Raw genomic sequence first — 16,812 nt, 5'->3', positions numbered from 1 at the left:
TATTCTTTCCGCCCAGGTCCGCGTCCAAGACCTCAAAAGAAAGAATACAGCCAATGGTAAAGCTGTACCTGACACAATCATGAGTGCCAGGTACCTTTAAAAAGATTATTGAATTTCGCTATTCGCTTGTTCTTCTGCTTCTTTCAGTGCTTCATCCAGAGGTCGGTCACCTAGGAATGCAGCGATAAATTGGTTATTGAAGTTATTCATGATGATCGGCAGGTTCTTTCCTTCTGCCCAAACCGTTGCATATGGTGCTCCGGCTACCAGTGCTCCGCGTAATTCATCCTTGTCATAACCCAATTTTTCAGCTACTGACTTACGTGTCGGAAGGGCAAATCCTTTAGATGTCCATGTTTCCATTCCTTCTTTACCAGTCAGATACGAGATCAGCTCCCATGAAGCTTCCTTCTTCTCAGATGCCGCATTCATCACATAACCAACCGTGTAGGCCATTGTTGCTTTTTCTCCATTGATGATCGGTAATTCAGCTGTTCCATATTCTACATCAGGGAAAGTATCCGCCAGGAACGGGATCGCCCAGTTTCCTTCAATGACCATGGCTGCTTTCCCTTGACCGAACATTTCCCCTCCCCAGTTCGCTCCCACTTCTGAGGCCTGTGCAGAGGTTTTGTCTTCGTTATGCTGGTCGATGATAGGCTGAAGGGCATTGACCACTTTATCTGAAGCAAAGTTCGCTTGATCATCCTTCACGACTTCCCCACCTGTTGCCTGAGCAATATGATAAAGGCGGGCGAGTTCCGGAGCCACTCCAAATCCATAAACGCCATCTTTTGTCAGGGCTTTTGAAACTTCACGAAGTTCATCCCATGTTTTCGGAACTTCCACACCTGCTTCTTCAAACATCTTCTTATTATAAAATAGTGCTAGAGTCGAGTAGTCTTTCGGAAAACCATATGTCTTTCCATCCACCTGAAACGCTTCAAGCATCGGTTTCTCGAAATCCTTCACATCGAAATCTTCCGTCACGTAATCATCCAGCGGCTCCACAACACCCGTTTCAATCAGAGCAGGAGCTTCCAATGCGTCCAAATAGAAAACGTCAGGACCTTCCCCACCGATCAACCGTGTCTTCAATACGTCCATATACTGCTCAGAAATGACTTCATGCTTCACATCAATATTAGGATGTTTTTCTTCAAAGTCAGCGATCGTTTGAGTCAAAAGCTTTTGTTCAGATGGATTTCCTCCCCACCCAGCTAAAGTGATTTCTACCTTCTCACCATCTGCTCCATTTGAACTCGTCTTCTCATCTGATCCACTGCACCCAGCCAAAACCGATCCCACCAACATCGTCGTAATACCTAGACTCGCCATCCATTTTTTCTTCGCCATTTTCATAACCCCTTTTTTGATTTTTTATAAAATAGGAATGTAATTCCTGGATGTGTTTACACCGTCTGCTTTTCTTTCACAATGTCGTAGCCTGTTGAGTTTTCTAAAATGGTGGTTTCTACTTTGTCTCCTTTTCGCGTTAAGGCAAGAGACAGCACTCCATCACCAATGGTTATATCCTGAACCGTCAATATGTTCATTTCATCAAGTAAGATTGGATTGAGATGTATTTCTTTCGTTAAGCTGTTTGGAAACAACCCCAGTAATGATTGAATAAATACGAGTGGTGTCCCCGCTGCCCATGCCTGTGGAGAACAAGCGACCGGATACTTTACAGCCTTCCCAATTGCAGACTCATACCCGCAGAACAATTCAGGCAAGCGGTCGTACTCGAAGTGGCGGGATGCATCAATCAGTCCACTCATCACCTTCTTCGATTCTTCAGTAAATCCTAATTTACTTAACCCCAGCAGAGTCATGCTGTTATCATGGGGCCAGATGCTCCCATCGTGATAGCTCATCGGGTTATAGCCTGCCTCGCCTTTCCCCATGGTACGAATACCAAATCCTGAAAACATCTTGTCATTTGTTAACGTTTGACTTACCTTTTCAGCGCGAACACCTGACATCATTTCCGAATATAAAACATGTCCTGGATTGGATGTGATCGTACCGACCTTTTCTTTGCTTTGGTCTAGGGCGATGGCATAGAATTCCAGGTCGTCCATCCAAAACTCCTGTTCAAATCGTTCTTGAAGGTTTTTCGCTTCTGTTATTAATCTAGAAGCCGTTTCATTATTCTCTAGTGCTTCATATACAGCAGCCAATCCACGTTTCGCCTGGTACACATAGCCTTGGACCTCTACTAAGGCAATCGGTGTATCAGCGTAGTCCCCGTTTCGATGAACGATGGAGTCACCGGAATCCTTCCATCCCTGGTTGGCGATCCCCTTGGATGATTCCTGATGGTACTCAACGAATAGATCTCCATCACGATCTCCATATTGGTCAATCCACTCAAGCGCTCTACTAACATTGTCTTCAAGCTTATGGAATGTATCATAGTCACCAGTCCATTTCACATACTCTGTTAAAAGAACAAGGAATAACGGTGTGGCATCGATCGTCCCGTAATATGGTGTGAACGGAATTTGGTCCGTATTCGCAAGCTCTCCGTAACGTATTTCATGCATGATTTTGCCCGGCTGTTCGTCTCTCCAAGGATCCACCTTCGTCCCTTGCTCACTGGCCATCGTGAACAGGGTGCCTTTTGCAACCTGTGGTTGAAACGCAATCATTTGCAAGGCCGCAATCAGACTGTCTCTTCCGAATGGAACCCCGAACCAAGGTAGGCCAGCTACAGGAAACTTTCCGTATCCAGTGTCAGTCAATAACACTCTAAGATCTGATAATCCTCTGTCCACCAGGCGTTGAAGTGGCTGGTAATCCGTTTCTACCTTCGTTAACTGAGCGGACCATTCTTTATAAGAAACTTTTAATTTTTGAAGAGCCTCTTCGACAGGTAAAATATCATCTCTGTGTTCTACATTTTCCAGTGGAACGATCATAAATGTAGTGGACTGTTCTTCCTCATGCTGAAGGTCAACACGGAAAGTGATCTCCCCGTGTTCCTCAACGTTTTTCGCTTTGGCATCCCACTGAATCCTTGTTGAACGATTGATATCGTCTGCTCCTTCATATCGGAAGGTGAGGGATTGATCTCCAACTTTCTGACCTATTCTCTTTCCTACGTTTCCAGTTTGGAACCCACGTACGATAAACATATCGTTAAAGTCCACATCGACTTCCACATTCAACTCAAACGATACGGGTTTTGGATAATAGTTTTTCGTCGTAATCGTTTCATATAACACATCGTCATAAATAAAGCGCTTACGTTCAATTTCTACTGATTCCCTCCAAAGAATAAGATTTCCATCCTTCTCTTGGTGGGGGTTCGTCGATAGAATCGTAGACATATAGTTCTCCGATCCATCCGAATGTAATAGAATAGGTTTTTCATTATTGATTTTCACATTCAACTTGCTTAGGTATCTCGTGTCATTTTTGTATAAACCAAGTCCATAACTATGATCTTTAATGATATCTCCCTGCTCATCTGTAAGAAGAAATAAGTTGTTTTCTTTAATCACTCTGTAGTTCATATTGGTTCCTCCTACTTTCAAAAACGAATTTTTTGTGAATATCTCTGTTTCCCGAAACGTTTTGGGAGAAATCCAAAAAAATAACTTTGACTTCCAAAACGTTTCGGATTATCGCATAAATAAAAGTTGGCTTTTACTTTTCAACCAACATTTATTCATTTCTATGATTCGTACTTTCTCTTTTGATTAACTTTGTCTCCAACACCATTCGATGGGTCTTAGACTGATTTGATAATAAATCCAGCAATAGTCTTGCCCCTTCATACCCCAGCTGAAACTTATTTTGTTGGATGGTTGTCAGTTTGGGACTAACATATGAAGCTAACAAAATATCATCATATCCGACAATTGAAAGTTTTTTCGGCACCTGTAACTTCAAATCTTTCGCTGCACTCATCGCTCCGATGGCCATTAAATCACTTGCGCAAAATAATGCCGTGATTTCAGGATGTGAGGTTAACAAAGAGACAGCCGCTTTCTTTCCACTTTCTTCTGTGAACCTTCCATTGACGATGTAATTGCTATTGAGTTCGACCTTTGCTTCTTTCAAAGCGTTTTTATACCCTTCCAAACGCTGCTGACTAACAAACGCAAACTCATGTCCATTAATCATCCCGATGTTCTTGTGCCCATTATCCAGTAAATGTTGAACGGCTTTTTCAGCTCCTAAAACATTATCTGTCGTCACATGACTCACATTCCCGGACTCAAGGGGAATATCAATTAATACGCAAGGAATATCACTTTCGACGACTTCATGTAAATATGGATCATCGGTTCGAATCCCCTGGATAATGACCCCGTCCACTCTTCTTTCTCTGCAAAGTTGAGTATACGTCTTCTCACGCTGCTTCGAAGAATTGGTATTGAATAAAACAAGATCGTAGTCAGAACCTGAAACAAATTCATTAATGCCTGCCAGCACTTCCACGATGAAATTATCCTTCACACTTTCCTTCGTAAATCCGGAAACGAGTAATCCAATCGTTTTCGACTTCTTCATGACCAGACTCCGGGCAATCGAATTCGGACTATAATTTAACTCCTTCGCAACTTCTGCAATCTTCCTTCTCGTGTCTTCGTTGACATCTGAATATCCATTTAACGCTCTTGATACCGTCGTTACTGATACTCCTGCTACTCTGGCAATATCTTTAATCGTAGTCACTTGCACATCTCCCAAAACGTTTCGGATTTCCTTTAACTGAATAATACAACAGCTTGAAAACGATTACAACATTATTTTTCTATAACGTTGTTTGGTGGGACATGGGGACAGACACCGTGTCCCACTTATAGCTTGTTGGTCCTTGGTACTGGCTCCTCTTTAATGCTTCATTCGCCGTTATATTTTGGATTTCGCCGTTAAATCATGAATTTCGCCGTTATATTGAAAATATCACCGTTATAATCAGAATTTCGCCGTTATATTGACCTCAGATCAAATCGGAACCCGGTCACTGACAACAAGACATGGATGTGCCTATCTTTGAATGTCTGGGTTCGCTGATAAATTTAGGATTTCGCTGATATAATCTGAATTTCGCTGATAAATCACTGATTCCTTTAAGAATCCTTACCTTTTCAACCATCCATCCATTCTTTTTCTAAAATCCCCCCCTTTATGAATCCTACATTCTAAAAAAACAGCGAATCCAAATGAATTCGCTGCTTTTCCCTTACTTTTTCCTAACCGGTATCCATATTTCACTTCTAAACGCATCCGACCCAACATCCTTACTCTCATTCCACAACATCTCCGGTCCCTCTGCTTGTTCGTAGCTTGAAGACGGGAACCATTCAGAGTAGATCCGCCCCCACACATGTTGCAAAGTGTCCGGAAATGGTCCGACCGCTTCGAATACAGCCCATGTCAGATCGAGAACTTCAAGTTTCGATAAACCATCTGGACACTCCTCTGTTGTTGCAGCCCCTATATAATGATCGAGCTCCCCCTTTTCCTCCATCCTGCCTTCAGAAAAATTGACGGATGCACTTATCAATCCTTGTGGTTCTACATTTGACATGCTCTTAAATCTCTTGATCATGTCCTCGTCCAAGCTTTGCCACATGTCTGCAATTTCAGGATTCACCCCATTAAAGATGATTGACACCCGTTTCATGATACCTACAATGGAAAACGGTTCTTTCTTTACGATTCGATAATTCATTTCATTGCCTCCTCTGATGGATAACTGGAAGGTCATAGGTGGAAATGCTTTGAGTGAATGGCCGCTCACTTGTGACGGAGTGATGCCATGCATTTTTTGGAACACCCTCGTAAAGGAATCGGGTGAAGAATATCCATATTTTATGGCAATATCGATTACCTTTACATCGTTGTTTTGCAGTTCAAGAGCTGCAAGGGTCAAACGGCGGCGCCTGATGTATTCCGATAAGGGAATCCCCGCCAGGAACGAAAACATCCGTTTAAAGTGATACTCCGAGCAATACGCACGCTGAGCCACTTTTTCAAAATTGATTTCTTCAGTCAAGTTCTCTTCGATATACCGTAAAGCGTCATTCATATTCTTCAATGAATCCATTTCCACTACCCCCTTCTTCAATAGAATAACAAGATAGAATTAAAGCAACCCGACTTATCGTGCACCAATTTGCAGGATTTGATTTTTATAAAAGTGGCCTCCTCTTTAGAGAAGGCCCACCAACTTAATTATTTTCTCGCTTCATGAACCTTCAGCATCTTACCCTTAACCGTGGTTTTCTTCATCGCATGCAATACCAGTGGCCCTTTACCATTCAAAATCTCCACGTACGAAAGGTTTTCCTGAATCGTGATGATGCCAATGTCATCGGCGCTCACTCCTTCGATTTTCGCAATTGTTCCGACGAAATCGACTGCTCTGATTTTCTTTTTCTTTCCACCATTGAAGTAGAGCTTCATGATGTCTCTATTCAATTGCTCTGACTTGTCCGATTTAAAATCAGGTTCCGTGTCTAATTTCCGTTCAAAATCCGCCTTGGCTTTTGCAACTGTGTCCTGTGACGGCGGCTGCAGCTTTGGAATCGCAAATCCGATATAGTCTTCAATCTCGGCAAGGAATTTTTCTTCATATGGTGTGCAAAAGGTGATCGCCTTTCCTGCAGAACCAGCGCGGCCCGTTCTTCCTGTGCGGTGAACATAGCTTTCTTTCTCCATTGGGATATCATAATTGATGACGTGGGTAATATTTTCGATATCAATTCCACGCGCCGCCACATCGGTTGCGATAAGATACCTGAATTCCCCTCTTTTAAAATCGTCCATCACTTCAAAGCGCGCTTCCTGAATCATACCGCCATGAATTTTATCAACGGGATACCCTGATCGGTCCAACTCATCACATAATGTATCCACGTTTTCTTTTGTACGGCAAAAAATGATGCAGCTATCGGGATTCTCAACGGTTGTGACTTTTTTCAGAAGAGTCAGCTTTTCTTCTTCTCTCACTTCAATCAAGGAGTGATCGATTTTATCTGTCGTGATGCCCGTTGCCTTGATCTCAATATGAACAGGTTTCTTCATATATTTATGGCCGAGTGCTTCCACATCCTCAGGCAATGTAGCAGAGAAAGTCAACGTTACCCGGTCTGTTGGCAACTTCTGAATAATCGCTTCCACCTGTTCGATAAACCCCATGTTCAGCATCTCATCGGCTTCGTCGATCACAAGATACGCAAGCTTTTCCAGTGGGAATGTTCCTTTTTCAATATGATCGAGGACACGACCGGGAGTGCCGACTACGACATGATTTTTCTGCTTTAGTTCAAGCTTTTGTCGGTGAAAAGGAGATTTACCGTACACTGCAGCCGCTTTGATTCGTTTATAACGTCCGATGTTCGTGATGTCTTCTTTCACTTGAACCGCGAGTTCACGGGTTGGCGTCAGCACAAGTGCCTGAGGCTTATTTTCCTCCCATTCTACCAACTCACAAATCGGAATCCCGAAAGAGGCTGTCTTACCGCTTCCTGTTTGGGAACGCACCACAAGATCCTTCTTCTCTATAGCGAGTGGCAGCACCTTCGACTGAACCTCGGTTGGAGACTGATAGCCTAAATCGGATAGAGCCCTTACAATATCATCACTAAGCTTATAATCCTTAAATTGTTTTATACTCATTTCAATACCTCATTTATTCCTTCATTTATTCTTATTCTCATAGGAAAGTGTCCATTCTATTCAATGGAAAAATACCCCCTGCAAATTCTTTTCAAATATCTTTAGGTATTCCACCAATAGTGTGTTATGCTTTACCTAACCATTTTTAACTTGTAACATGTTGTCTCCGGGACCGACGAACGCTGTCGGTCCCTTTTTATATCTAAAGCGCAGGCGGCTCGCCCAGCCCCGACAAGCATAAGATGAATTGGCCGGAAAGGCGCTCTTTGCCTTTTTGGCCGGTTTGACTTATGACCTCGAGCCTCTAGCCGCCGGAGCTGGACGACACAAAAGCGGAGGCGGCTCGTTCAGCTCCATCCCAAATAATCCACACTTAAATCGATTCCCCACCAATAAAAAAAGGACCCTCCGAGAGAGTCCCTTCATCAAAAGCTATTACGCTTTGTTTACGTTAGTCGCTTGAAGTCCACGTTGACCTTGCTCAGTGTCAAATGTAACTTTTTGACCTTCGTCTAAAGATTTAAATCCTTCGCCTTGGATAGCTGAGAAATGTACGAATACATCTTCTCCACCTTCGATTTCGATGAAACCGAAACCTTTTTCTGCGTTAAACCATTTTACTGTACCTTGTTGCATAATTGTTTCCTCCTGTGTGGACTTGAATCCACGATTTATTACTATCGTTGCTCAATTAGATATCAAAGGCGAAAAGTTTAAATACTTTCTTTCCTTACAGACCGAACAAAAATAATTCTTTCTTAGAATAACAGATAACCTGAGAAAAAGCAAATCTATTCCGATATCCTCCACAAACCAATGATCCTCCCGCCCCTCTTTCACCTTTAACTCAGGAGGCTCATTTTAAAATAGCTTTGAAAACTCTCCATCAGTAAAGGAAATAACCATCCTTGTGTCGAAAGTAAAAGATAAAGGGGATGACTCAATGAATAAAATTGGATTATTAAAAAGTTTAAATCAAGCCAGCCGCGGAAACTTCTTTTCAATTGACATTCCTATAACGTCAAAAGAAGAAGCGCAAACCATTGAAAATCTGGCCAATGAGTTAGAGAAAGAAGGAAAAATCAAAATCAGGGAATGTGCTCAGAATGAAACATCTGTATACATTCAAGGAATCATCAAGTATGCGTTAACATAATTGTGGAGGGCTGTCTGCTACTTGTTCGACAGGCACCTCCTTTTTTTTTGACAAATAAAAAAGGACTCTGCGAGAGAGTCCTTCATCAAAAGCTATTACGCTTTGTTTACGTTAGTCGCTTGAAGTCCACGTTGACCTTGCTCAGTGTCAAATGTAACTTTTTGACCTTCGTCTAAAGATTTAAATCCTTCGCCTTGGATAGCTGAGAAATGTACGAATACATCTTCTCCTCCTTCGATTTCGATGAAACCGAAACCTTTTTCTGCGTTAAACCATTTTACTGTACCTTCTTGCATGTGTGTTTCCTCCTGTGTGGAATCGAATCCACGGTTTATTACTATTATTGCTCAATTAGATATCAAAGGCGAAAAGTTTAAATACTTTCATTCCTTACAGACCGAACAAAAATAATTCTTTCTTAGAGTAACAGGAAATCGTAAAAATAGCAAATGCTTTTTATAAGTTTGTTTAAGACTCACTTATGGAATGCTTATACTTCCTATAAAAAAGTCCACTTCCCCGAAAGGAAATGGACTTACATATGACTACTTATCTTCCTGCTTACTCCCGTGCTTCACGCCTTTACTTGTATAAGGCTTGTTGCTCTTCTTCTTATTCGCTCCGGCCTGCCAGCGATTCCAGCCTTTCTTTCCAGTGCCTTGGCCCGTTCCGCTCTTTTTCTTTGGTTTACTCATTTTTTCACTCCGTTATGGTAAGGTTCGTTCTTTCACGTTCATCTCCATATCATAACACTTATTGGCGGATGAGAGTACTTCTTGTTTATTCCACTTCTTTTTTCTGTCCTGTATAGATGTGAATCGCATCCCGCAAGAACTCGGCTATACCGTCTTGTTCAGCGTCATAATAAGCCTTGAACCGATCATCATCCACGTACATCTGAGCAAGGCCCGCATGTGCTTCTTTACTGTAATGCCCCCAGTAGAACGAGATCCACTGCCTATGGAGGTCAGCCGCTTTCTGGGCAGCATCGCTTGCGGGATTACCGGTCTGAAATGCTTCCTCTAAGGTTTGTTTAATTTCCTGCTCAAGTGCAGTGACCTTTTCATGGTCTTCCTGAGACATGTTCATGACTCTGGCGTTGGATTCGTCCACTGCCTTATCGCCGTATTTTCCCCGCACTTCTTTTCCGTACTTTTTCTCATTTTCTTCCACCATTTTCTCCTTGAACCCTTCAAACTTTTCTTTATCCGACATAGTGATTCTCCCTTCCTTTACACGTAATGTTTTATCTACATTTGCAATCAATTGATCAAGCTGCGCGCGTCTAGCCAATAGTCTTCCTCGGTGTTCCATCAAAGCATTTGTTGCGTCAAAGGCAGGATCATCAAGAATATCCTTGATCTCGTCCAGTCCTACACCAAGTTCTTTGTAAAAGAGGATCTGCTGCAGGCGATCGACTTCCTTTTGCCCGTATATCCGGTATCCTGACGAATTGGTTCTGGCCGGCTTCAGAAGCTCAATTTCATCATAATAGCGCAGGGTCCTCGTGCTCACCCCAGCAATCTCTCCAAGTTTCTTGACGGTATATTCCATGGTGTCACCTCCTGACAATTCTTACTTTACAGGTTGACGCTGCGTGAATGTAAAGGGGTTTTTTTGAAAAAATTGTGTATCTGTTGGTTTTGCATATCTGAGAGGGATCTCATTAGGGAACTCCTTGAAAATATAGTGCCAGTCCGATATTCTTAGTATAGTCATTATGAGTGTAAGGTTGTGTTGAATATGCGAATAAATAAATATATCAGTGAAGCTGGAAAGGCATCGAGGCGCGGTGCAGATAAATTGATCACTGAAGGAAGAGTGACCATCAACGGGAAGATTGCGAAGATTGGTGATCAAGTGAATCCCGGGGACGATGTGAAGGTTAGCGGAGCCCCTGTCAGGGTAGCAAGAAATAATGTGTATATTGCATTAAACAAACCTGTTGGGATTACGAGTACAACTGAAAAGGGCGTCAAAGGGAATATTGTGGATCTCGTCAATCATCCCCTGCGAATTTTCAATATCGGACGACTGGACAAAGATTCAGATGGCTTGATTCTTCTGACGAACGACGGGGACATCGTCAATGAAATCCTTCGTGCGGAAAATCAACACGAGAAAGAATATATCGTCACTGTTGACCGCCCGATTTCAGAGGATTTCTTAAAGCAGATGTCAGAGGGCGTTAAGATTCTTGGAACGAAAACCCTGCCTTGTAAAGTGGAGCAGGTGTCAAAATACGTGTTCCAAATCACGTTGACCCAAGGATTGAACCGACAGATCCGCCGCATGTGTGAAGCCCTTGGATATGAGGTCTACAGATTGCAGCGCACGCGCATAATGAATATTCAACTGGGGAATCTCCCTGTGGGACAATGGCGCGACCTTTCTAAGAAAGAGAAAACGCGACTGTTTCAAGATTTGGATTACGAACCGAAGGAATGGTAATCATTCGGACGGGGGCACCATACGAAACGTATGGTGCCCCCGTTTTTTTACCTGTGTAAACCTATCTCCATACCCCTAAGATGAACCCCATCAACGTAAAGGTCACAACATGATACCCGGCATTTATGAAGAAAAGTTTAATTGATTTCCTTTCAAATAAATAGGTGATACCCATCGCGGTCGCCACCCAGAAAAGCCCTGCCGTGAACCCTGCAGAAGCCCCGATCATCCCGTTTCTGTCCTGACCTAGAAACAGTACCAATACAATCGAAATTATAAGTGAGAGGATAAATGCACCACCGAAGATTTTCCCCATGTGACCATTCTTTAGGTCTTCTTCATCAAAATTGTTTTCCACCATCCAAGCTTTTCCGAATAGGAGGGAATACCATAAACCCCCTATTACAAAAGAAGATAGTGCTGCTACAAATACCGCTAAGTAATTAATCGATTCAGCTGATTGAGCTATCATATTCATTTTCCTCTTCCTTCCTGCACACTATGTATATCCTTCATCCATTATAGGTACATGACGAGGAAATGTATTGTAAAAAATGGACATGTTTTTATGAAAGAAAATTATCAGATCCGGATGCCCTTCTCTTATATTCTCCAGGAGACATTCCGGAAAACCGTTTGAATTCTTTATTGAAGTGAGACTGATCATAATACCCCAGCTGAGAAATCAAACCTGCCACATCGTTATGAGAATGGGAATTGAGAGACGAATAGGCTTTTTCAAACCTATATACTTGAGCCAGCAGCTTCGGATTCACACCTGTGTGATCATGAAAGATCCTCGTAAGATGTCTTTGAGTAAAACCTAAGGAATCTGCCAGTGTCGGAATCGATTGATTAGGGTTCACTTTCAGTTGATTTACGATACAAGTGATGACTTTATATTGTCTTGTTTTCTTTTCAGATATTTTTCTAATCAAAAACTGATCTAAAAGGGGATAAATCTCTGCGTTTTCTTTTACCATGTATAGGGCCTCATACATTTCCTCCTGAAAAACTCCCCAAATGGAATGGAGGGGATCTACCTGGTTGACCGTTTCACCGATGGGGATTTCTAAAAAAGGAAAAATCCCGTGTGGATAAAAACGTATGCCAATTAAGTTTGATTTCCCCCGGTAATTGATTACTAAAGGTTCATAGTGACACCCCGACAACCAAGATTGATTTACGCTGCTGGTTCTCCGATTCATCACTTTATAGTTTCCTTCAAGTGCAAAAATCATTTCAATCTTTCCGTTGGGCAGGATTAATTCAGTCTTGTCTTCCGTCCCCGTGTGCAACTCTACATTCCAGTAGCATTCAATCCACGGTCTCAAATTCTTATCAGGCTTTCTAACCTCAAAGTTCATAACACAGATCTCACCTTTTATGTACAGGATTACCTCTTGCTTTAGTAGAAACGTATGGCTCTCCTTTTCTTAACTAAGAGAACCCTATTGCTCACACCAATTATTTCAAAAGTTGTGATTTAACTCAAGCATGTAAATTGAAAAAGGGGTCTGCCCCCACTGCGTAAACCGCATGGGAGGCAGACCCCTTAAATTCACCCTGCCGGTGACTTCATCTTATTCATGATCATTGTAAAATAGTTCTTCACCTGGCCAGGCGGGTGGGAAATGTGGAATGAACCAGACTCCTTGGCCTCCTCAACCTCTTCGATTAATTTCGGAGAATAGACCCGCGTCCCTTCCACTATACAGCGAATCGAGGCAGTCAAATCTTCACTTGGACTGTCCTTTAATAAGTACCCGCCTGCATCGAATTGTTGAGCCCGCTCTAAATACCCCTTTTTCGGAAATGTCGTCAAAACAAGCAGATGACATCCCACTGTCTTCACAGCTTCCAGAGGTCCGTCCCTCTCAAGCATTTCAATATCCATGATAAAGAGGTCTGGTTTTAATTGGTGGACAAGGGCGAGTGCTTCTTGCCCATCCTTTACCTGGCCGACTACTTCCATGTCTTCTTCCAGGTTGAGGATGGAGGTCAGGGTTCCACGCAATAATTCCTGATCCTCTGCAATGACGATTCGAATCATGTAGGTTCACTCCTTTTAAAGGCCTTATCAAGTAAAGACTCCCCTTATATGAAGCGTTCATAAGGAGAGTCGGTCAGGATTATAATTCAGGTTTGGCTCCAGTTGAAATTCTTGATTTTGACTTATCCAGGGACTTAATGCCTCTAAAGCTTACAAACGTTTTGTTTTCTTCATCCCAAAGCTTGAATCGCAATGATTTTAAGCTTGTCAGAAGTGAGATTGTTGGTACTTTTTGTAATGGCTCTGAGTTTTTATGTGCTTCTTCGAGTTTGTAGTTCGGTACTCTTGGACTTAGATGGTGAATATGGTGGTAACCGATGTTACCTGTCAGGAACTGCATGATTTTTGGAAGCTTATAGAATGAGCTTCCTTCAACAGCCGCCAGCACATATTGCCATTCTTTGTCTTCTTCGAAATACGAGTCTTCAAACGTATGCTGAACGTAAAACAACCAAATACCGATCGATCCTGAAACCATAAAGATAGATCCTTGTACAAGGAGGAATTCCTGCCAGCCCAGTGTTACACATAGAAGTGCGATAAGGGACACAATGATCACGTTCACTAAATACGTGTTGTTACGTTCTTTCTTACGTGCATTTTTACGGTTAAATCTATTTTTCAAAAGGAATACATAAATCGGTCCTAATACAAACATAACGAACGGATTGCGGTAAAAGCGATACGCTAAACGAATCTTAAGAGGTGCTGCTAAATATTCATCAATCGTCAGCGTCCAGATGTCACCTGTTCCACGCTTATCCAGGTTTCCGCTTGTCGCGTGATGGACAGCATGATCATGTCCCCACTGATCGAACGGGAATAGCGTCAACACACCCATAACTGTTCCGACGATTCGGTTTACACGACGGCTTTTAAAAAAAGAGAAATGGGTACAATCATGAAAGATAATGAAGATTCTTGTCAGGAACCCTGCAGCGATCACGATTGGAACGAGTGCCAGCCAGTAAGATACTGAAAGACTTTGATACGCAAGAAACCATAATAGAAAGAATGGCCCCAGCGTGTTGATGATCTGCCATACACTTTCCTTTGTTGTTGACTTTTCATAAGGAGCAACTTCTTTTTTCAACGTTTTTATATTTGTCATGTCATAATTCCCTTCATTTAAGGCGTTGGATTCATTATAGGATAAGCGATATCATCGTGTTAGTAGTAGGTGTCATATGCTGGGTATGACAAATGTCATAAGGGAGAATTTGTCATGAGCCCATAATTGCTCAAACCCTTGATATTGCTGGATTCACACTATTTTCTTCACGCTTCCAATTGGTTATATTATTTTTTGTGATTAGAAAAATATTCTTGTTTGGGGGATTTTTTAGAGAGGTTTTAATAAAAAGTTCTTCAATACTCTTGTATCAGCTATAGATAAAATAAAGCGGAAGGCCCAAAGTTTTTCTTCAGGTCTTCCTCCTTTGTACTATTCACTGATTAAAAATCGAACTCATCAGGATCCGGGCCACTGCGGAAGTCTTCATTTAATGCATCTAATTGATTCATTTGCTCAGAAGTTAATTCAAAATCATATATAGAAATGTTTTCTTGAATTCTGGACTCCGTCATAGACTTTGGAATTGTGATGACTCCGTGTTGGAGATCCCAGCGCAGTATCACTTGAGCGGGTGATTTAGCATGGGACTGAGCAATCCCTTTAATGGTTTCATTGTTTAGAAGCTCTGCATTCATAAGCGGAGACCACGCTTCAACTTGAATATTGTGCTTACGGCAGTAATCTCTAACTTCCGTTTGAATCAGCTTGGGATGGAATTCAATCTGGTTAATAACCGGCGTGATTTCAGCACCCTGTAGTAAGTGTTCCAAGTGATGAACTTGGAAGTTACTCACACCGATCGCTTTGATCCGTCCCTCCTTATAAAGTGATTCAAGAGCTTTCCAGGACTCCATGTACTTCTCTTTTCCTGGCCAGTGAACCAGATAAAGATCCAGATAGTCGAGCCCCATTTTCTCTAAGCTTTCTTCGTAAGCCGCTATCGTTTCATCGTAGGATAGGCCGTCATTCCAAACCTTTGACGTGACAAACAGTTCCTCCCTGGTCACAAGTCCAGCTTCAATCGCTTTATTGATGCCCTTGCCGACACTCTCTTCGTTCCCATAAATCGCTGCTGTATCGATACTGCGATACCCCATTTCGATGGCAATCTGAACAGCTCGTTCAAGCTTCGGGCCGTCATCCACACGGAAAACCCCATATCCCAGTTCAGGCATTTTTATATTATTATTTAAAGTGATAGATTTGACGCTCATACCTACACTCTCCTTTTCATAAAATGAATGGTCCTCATGAGAAGAACATGGATATAGTATGGACGATGGAAGGGAGCTTGAGAAGTAGGTACTTTTTTGTGGGATAGGTACTTCAAAGTACCTGGGGTTCCCATAAAAAAAGAGCATGGAAACAACCTTCCACACTCTCTCAATTCACTATCATTTGCAGACCAGGATCTGCCGTACAAATCTTCCCTTACTCACTTCACAACGATCCACAATCTCAAAGCCGGCTTTTTCAATATTCGCATCCACATCTTCCAAGGTAACAATCACGACCTTCGCTGCAAATCGTCTCGCACTGCGGAGCATTTCAAGCTGCTCGTCATCTGTAATAACTGAACAAAGATTGTAGGGTAGATCGATCACAGCTGTATCATAGCTGTCCGTTACGTCGTTAATATCCTTTAAAGAGACATCCCCTTTGTATCCAAAATGAGCGATATTCTCTTTCACTCCATCGAGGATCAAAGGATTGCGGTCACTCCCGACGATATCGATTCCCATGGATAGTGCCTCCACAAGGACCGTCCCTATCCCGCAGCAAGGATCGATCATTTTGATTCCTTCAGTATTCGGTGCTGCGATATTCACAACAGCTCTTGCCACACGAGTACTGAGTGCCGTCGAATAGCTGTGCGGCTTTTTCACATGGTGCAGCCAAACTGCTTCATTTCTCACATACTTGCCAAACACCCAGCGATCATTGGTCTTCATCACCCCGAACCAAATGTCCGGATCGACTAACTCTGCTTCACCTTTCAGATGCATTCCTACTTCTTTTTCAATTTTGCGAAGCTTTTTAAAGCCTACTCGATCCGCATCAAGATTTTGAACAAAAACGACTTTGAACCCATCAAGTGCTTCTAACTTTTCTATTTCTTCAAGTAATTCTTCAAACTCATTCCCCTCGCAGATAATCTCGAGTCTCTCTCGAATAAATGGACTTCTGCTGGGATCTATTTTCACTGAACTTTCCAGAATGCTAGATTCAGAACTTTTTCCGAATAACACTCTTCTTTCCAAGGCACATAAGGATTCTTCGTTCGGTTCCCAAGAATAATGATAGATATATTTTTTCGTTTCTATTATGATCAACTCCGTGTGATGATAAAAATGATGTGTTGCATTAGACCATTGTATCATAAAAAAAGACCTGACCCCGGCATGCCATCGCATTCATTCACCGGGGTCAGGTCCT

17 protein-coding genes are annotated in these 16,812 nt (G+C 42.3%); 2 read left to right on the top strand and 15 right to left on the bottom strand.

Translation table 11 applies throughout. The annotated features are described in order from the left end of the window. Positions 1-105 precede the first annotated feature (105 nt). The 6 genes from ACQKFO_RS11075 to ACQKFO_RS11050 all read right to left on the bottom strand — a co-directional run bounded on the left by ACQKFO_RS11075 (position 106) and on the right by ACQKFO_RS11050 (position 8,277). Positions 106-1,356: an ABC transporter substrate-binding protein gene (locus tag ACQKFO_RS11075; protein WP_427598687.1), complete on the bottom strand. Its 1,251-nt coding sequence runs from the start codon at positions 1,354-1,356 to the stop codon at positions 106-108. Between the two features lie 56 nt (positions 1,357-1,412). Next, positions 1,413-3,521, bottom strand: coding sequence for a glycogen debranching N-terminal domain-containing protein (locus ACQKFO_RS11070; RefSeq protein ID WP_427598685.1), 2,109 nt, complete (start codon positions 3,519-3,521; stop codon positions 1,413-1,415). A 151-nt stretch (positions 3,522-3,672) separates the two neighbouring features. Then, positions 3,673-4,689: a LacI family DNA-binding transcriptional regulator gene (locus tag ACQKFO_RS11065; protein WP_427598684.1), complete on the bottom strand. Its 1,017-nt coding sequence runs from the start codon at positions 4,687-4,689 to the stop codon at positions 3,673-3,675. A 511-nt stretch (positions 4,690-5,200) separates the two neighbouring features. After that, positions 5,201-6,067 (bottom strand): AraC family transcriptional regulator, encoded by an 867-nt coding sequence (locus ACQKFO_RS11060; RefSeq protein ID WP_427598682.1) that lies wholly within the window; start codon positions 6,065-6,067, stop codon positions 5,201-5,203. A 128-nt stretch (positions 6,068-6,195) separates the two neighbouring features. Continuing rightward, on the bottom strand, positions 6,196-7,641 hold the full coding sequence (locus ACQKFO_RS11055; RefSeq protein WP_427598681.1) for a DEAD/DEAH box helicase: 1,446 nt from the start codon (positions 7,639-7,641) through the stop codon (positions 6,196-6,198). A gap of 435 nt (positions 7,642-8,076) precedes the next feature. Continuing rightward, a complete protein-coding gene (locus ACQKFO_RS11050) occupies positions 8,077-8,277 on the bottom strand; it encodes a cold-shock protein (protein WP_064094055.1) in 201 nt (66 codons plus the stop codon). 307 nt (positions 8,278-8,584) lie between these two features. Here ACQKFO_RS11050 and ACQKFO_RS11045 point away from each other — a divergent pair, with 307 nt between their 5' ends. Beyond that, positions 8,585-8,797: a hypothetical protein gene (locus tag ACQKFO_RS11045; protein WP_427598680.1), complete on the top strand. Its 213-nt coding sequence runs from the start codon at positions 8,585-8,587 to the stop codon at positions 8,795-8,797. A gap of 95 nt (positions 8,798-8,892) precedes the next feature. On the opposite strand, the gene ACQKFO_RS11040 is transcribed toward ACQKFO_RS11045, so the two are convergent. The 3 genes from ACQKFO_RS11040 to ACQKFO_RS11030 form a co-directional block, all read right to left on the bottom strand. After that, positions 8,893-9,093 carry a cold-shock protein gene (locus tag ACQKFO_RS11040; RefSeq protein WP_060671790.1) on the bottom strand — a complete coding sequence of 67 codons (201 nt, stop codon included), beginning with the start codon at positions 9,091-9,093 and terminating at the stop codon, positions 8,893-8,895. Between the two features lie 249 nt (positions 9,094-9,342). Further along, positions 9,343-9,492 carry a DUF3934 family protein gene (locus ACQKFO_RS11035; protein ID WP_082051258.1) on the bottom strand — a complete coding sequence of 50 codons (150 nt, stop codon included), beginning with the start codon at positions 9,490-9,492 and terminating at the stop codon, positions 9,343-9,345. Positions 9,493-9,577: 85 nt separating this feature from the next. Further along, positions 9,578-10,351, bottom strand: coding sequence for a MerR family transcriptional regulator (locus tag ACQKFO_RS11030; protein WP_427598679.1), 774 nt, complete (start codon positions 10,349-10,351; stop codon positions 9,578-9,580). A gap of 189 nt (positions 10,352-10,540) precedes the next feature. Between ACQKFO_RS11030 and rluF the strand changes: the two genes are divergently transcribed. Further along, entirely contained in the window at positions 10,541-11,248 is a 708-nt protein-coding gene (gene rluF / locus ACQKFO_RS11025) for a 23S rRNA pseudouridine(2604) synthase RluF (RefSeq protein ID WP_148994458.1), read from the top strand. A gap of 61 nt (positions 11,249-11,309) precedes the next feature. Here rluF and ACQKFO_RS11020 read toward each other — a convergent pair whose 3' ends face one another. The 6 genes from ACQKFO_RS11020 to ACQKFO_RS10995 form a co-directional block, all read right to left on the bottom strand. Continuing rightward, positions 11,310-11,726: a DUF1761 domain-containing protein gene (locus ACQKFO_RS11020; RefSeq protein ID WP_427598678.1), complete on the bottom strand. Its 417-nt coding sequence runs from the start codon at positions 11,724-11,726 to the stop codon at positions 11,310-11,312. A gap of 88 nt (positions 11,727-11,814) precedes the next feature. Next, positions 11,815-12,615 carry an AraC family transcriptional regulator gene (locus ACQKFO_RS11015; RefSeq protein WP_427598676.1) on the bottom strand — a complete coding sequence of 267 codons (801 nt, stop codon included), beginning with the start codon at positions 12,613-12,615 and terminating at the stop codon, positions 11,815-11,817. Positions 12,616-12,809: 194 nt separating this feature from the next. After that, on the bottom strand, positions 12,810-13,301 hold the full coding sequence (locus ACQKFO_RS11010; protein ID WP_427598675.1) for a response regulator: 492 nt from the start codon (positions 13,299-13,301) through the stop codon (positions 12,810-12,812). Positions 13,302-13,380: 79 nt separating this feature from the next. After that, on the bottom strand, positions 13,381-14,412 hold the full coding sequence (locus ACQKFO_RS11005; RefSeq protein WP_427598673.1) for a fatty acid desaturase: 1,032 nt from the start codon (positions 14,410-14,412) through the stop codon (positions 13,381-13,383). Positions 14,413-14,756: 344 nt separating this feature from the next. Beyond that, positions 14,757-15,590 carry an aldo/keto reductase gene (locus ACQKFO_RS11000; protein WP_427598672.1) on the bottom strand — a complete coding sequence of 278 codons (834 nt, stop codon included), beginning with the start codon at positions 15,588-15,590 and terminating at the stop codon, positions 14,757-14,759. 180 nt (positions 15,591-15,770) lie between these two features. Further along, on the bottom strand, positions 15,771-16,757 hold the full coding sequence (locus ACQKFO_RS10995) for a TRM11 family SAM-dependent methyltransferase (protein WP_427598671.1): 987 nt from the start codon (positions 16,755-16,757) through the stop codon (positions 15,771-15,773). Positions 16,758-16,812 lie beyond the last annotated feature (55 nt).

The sequence above is a fragment of the Rossellomorea sp. NPDC071047 genome (assembly GCF_050270195.1).
In the GTDB taxonomy this organism is placed as follows: Bacteria; Bacillota; Bacilli; order Bacillales; family Bacillaceae_B; genus Rossellomorea.
The sequence above is the reverse complement of the archived record's forward strand: the minus strand, read 5'-3'. Positions and strand labels throughout refer to the sequence as shown.

Excerpts from the sequence above, each read along its gene's own strand:
- ACQKFO_RS11075 (WP_427598687.1), bottom strand. The coding sequence starts at position 1,356 with ATGGCGAAGAAAAAATGGATGGCGAGTCTAGGTATTACGACGATGTTG.
- ACQKFO_RS11070 (WP_427598685.1), bottom strand. The coding sequence starts at position 3,521 with ATGAACTACAGAGTGATTAAAGAAAACAACTTATTTCTTCTTACAGAT.
- ACQKFO_RS11060 (WP_427598682.1), bottom strand. The coding sequence starts at position 6,067 with ATGGATTCATTGAAGAATATGAATGACGCTTTACGGTATATCGAAGAG.
- ACQKFO_RS11055 (WP_427598681.1), bottom strand. The coding sequence starts at position 7,641 with ATGAGTATAAAACAATTTAAGGATTATAAGCTTAGTGATGATATTGTA.
- ACQKFO_RS11050 (WP_064094055.1), bottom strand. The coding sequence starts at position 8,277 with ATGCAACAAGGTACAGTAAAATGGTTTAACGCAGAAAAAGGTTTCGGT.
- ACQKFO_RS11045 (WP_427598680.1), top strand. The coding sequence starts at position 8,585 with ATGAATAAAATTGGATTATTAAAAAGTTTAAATCAAGCCAGCCGCGGA.
- ACQKFO_RS11040 (WP_060671790.1), bottom strand. The coding sequence starts at position 9,093 with ATGCAAGAAGGTACAGTAAAATGGTTTAACGCAGAAAAAGGTTTCGGT.
- ACQKFO_RS11035 (WP_082051258.1), bottom strand. The coding sequence starts at position 9,492 with ATGAGTAAACCAAAGAAAAAGAGCGGAACGGGCCAAGGCACTGGAAAG.
- ACQKFO_RS11030 (WP_427598679.1), bottom strand. The coding sequence starts at position 10,351 with ATGGAATATACCGTCAAGAAACTTGGAGAGATTGCTGGGGTGAGCACG.
- rluF (WP_148994458.1), top strand. The coding sequence starts at position 10,541 with ATGCGAATAAATAAATATATCAGTGAAGCTGGAAAGGCATCGAGGCGC.
- ACQKFO_RS11020 (WP_427598678.1), bottom strand. The coding sequence starts at position 11,726 with ATGAATATGATAGCTCAATCAGCTGAATCGATTAATTACTTAGCGGTA.
- ACQKFO_RS11015 (WP_427598676.1), bottom strand. The coding sequence starts at position 12,615 with ATGAACTTTGAGGTTAGAAAGCCTGATAAGAATTTGAGACCGTGGATT.
- ACQKFO_RS11010 (WP_427598675.1), bottom strand. The coding sequence starts at position 13,301 with ATGATTCGAATCGTCATTGCAGAGGATCAGGAATTATTGCGTGGAACC.
- ACQKFO_RS11005 (WP_427598673.1), bottom strand. The coding sequence starts at position 14,412 with ATGACAAATATAAAAACGTTGAAAAAAGAAGTTGCTCCTTATGAAAAG.
- ACQKFO_RS11000 (WP_427598672.1), bottom strand. The coding sequence starts at position 15,590 with ATGAGCGTCAAATCTATCACTTTAAATAATAATATAAAAATGCCTGAA.
- ACQKFO_RS10995 (WP_427598671.1), bottom strand. The coding sequence starts at position 16,757 with ATGATACAATGGTCTAATGCAACACATCATTTTTATCATCACACGGAG.